The organism is Streptomyces sp. NPDC091972, from assembly GCF_044756385.1.
Taxonomy (GTDB): Bacteria; Actinomycetota; Actinomycetes; order Streptomycetales; family Streptomycetaceae; genus Streptomyces.
The window spans coordinates 1-1,601 of sequence record NZ_JBIVSV010000022.1 but is presented as its reverse complement, the minus strand read 5'-3'; the positions used below and the strand labels follow the sequence as shown (position 1 = coordinate 1,601).

At 66.8% G+C, this 1,601-nt stretch carries 1 protein-coding gene and 1 pseudogene; both read right to left on the bottom strand.

Annotation, left to right across the window (positions count from 1 at the left end; genetic code table 11):
• On the bottom strand, positions 1-1,145 hold a 1,145-nt coding region (locus tag ACIQJT_RS39845), incomplete at its 3' end, for a trypsin-like serine protease (protein ID WP_402650384.1).
• Positions 1,146-1,343: 198 nt separating this feature from the next.
• Positions 1,344-1,601 (bottom strand): annotated as a pseudogene (locus tag ACIQJT_RS39840) (fusidic acid esterase FusH); the annotation flags it as partial.

Sequence of the window (1,601 nt, the reverse complement as noted above, 5' to 3'; positions counted from 1 at the left end):
CCATCACCATTGAAGTCACCCGCCACCGGAGCAGAACTGTCCCAAGTCCACGAACCGTCACCGGAATCCCACACTTTGACAGGTGCTTTGAATCCGCTACCGGTGGAAGTGAAGGTCCACAGCGCGGTGTGACCGCGTCCGTCGGAGGTGTTGGCGTACTTGTAGAGGACGCCGACGTCGGCGAGGCCGTCGCCGTTGAAGTCGCCTGACACCGTCTTGCTGCGGTTCCAGTCCCAGGAACCGGTGCCGGAGTCCCACGACTTCGCCGGCGCGTTGAAGCCGCTGCCGGTGGAGGTCTGCAGCCACAGGGCCGTGTGGTTGCTGCCGTCGGAGTTGGTTCCGGAGTTGTACAGGTACGCGACGTCGGACTTCCCGTCGCCGGTGTGGTCAGTGACGTGGGGGACAGCGACGGTGGAGGTCACCCAGGCGCCGATGTCGTCGACACGGGTGTCGATGGCACCGGTGCGGGTCTCGGTGGGGTCGATGCCGAGGCATCCGCCCTGCCAGGAGCGGGAGTTGACGGCGACGAGTTCGGTGGTGCCGTCGACGGTGCGCAGGGCAGGGCCGCCGGCGTCGCCCTTGCAGACGGTCGCGGTGTCGGAACCGTTCAGATCCACCGTCGTGGCCGCGCTGGCGGCGACGGTGAAGGTGCCGGTGTGCAGCTTGTCGGGTACCCACTCGGTCTTCGTGCGCCCGAACCCGGCCTTCACCAGCTCCTCCCCCGCGACAGCGGGCGTCGTCGCCAGCCGCACCGGCTTGACGGCGGGATCGGTGACCCGGGCGGCGAGCCTGACCAGGACCAGATCACGGTCGGCATGCGGAACAAGCCAAAGCGCCTGCTGGACACTCCCGCCCGTCTGCGACAGGTCGGTACGGCCCACCGTCACCGCGGTGGCGACAGCGGGCTTACCCGCGGACAGCTTCCCGTCCGCGGCAAAGCAGCTGGCCGCCGTCAGCACCCACTGCGGGTCCACCAGGGTGCCCGTACAGGCAGACTGCTCACCCACGTTGACCTTCGCAACAAAAGTCAGGTCGGTCGGAGCATCGACCCCGGCCAACGCCGAGGCCGTGGTGGTGGTCGCCAAGGTGGCGAGGACGACCGCAGTGCTGGTCGCCCACATCCATCGGGAACGTTTTACGGTCATGGTGATCCCTGGGGTGAAGTGTCGTGTGACATCGGCTGGTTGCCACGGCGATGAGCGAGACCGCCCTCCGAACCGGAACGCCGATGTCGGGCGAACCGGCGTCGAGCTAGGTTCCGGTGCGGAGGGCGGTGGGGCGGAGCAGTGTCGGCAGCGGCCGTGGCCGGTTTCTCCGGCGTGGTGCCAGAGGGATCGCTCTTGTCAGAGGGTGATCATCACGGTTCCGCCGTCGAAGTAGGTGCCCATGTTCTTGCGGACGGCGACTTTGCCGTCCGCGATCGTGTGGACGAACAGGTCGGCCTTGCCGTCACCGGTGGCATCGCCGAAGCGGAGGCGACCCATGTCGGTACCGGTGACGAATCGGCCCCACCCAGCGCTCCAGTGAGTACCACCATCGAAATACGTGCCCATGTTCTTACGAACCGCGATATTGCCGTCAGTACCATGCACGATCAGATC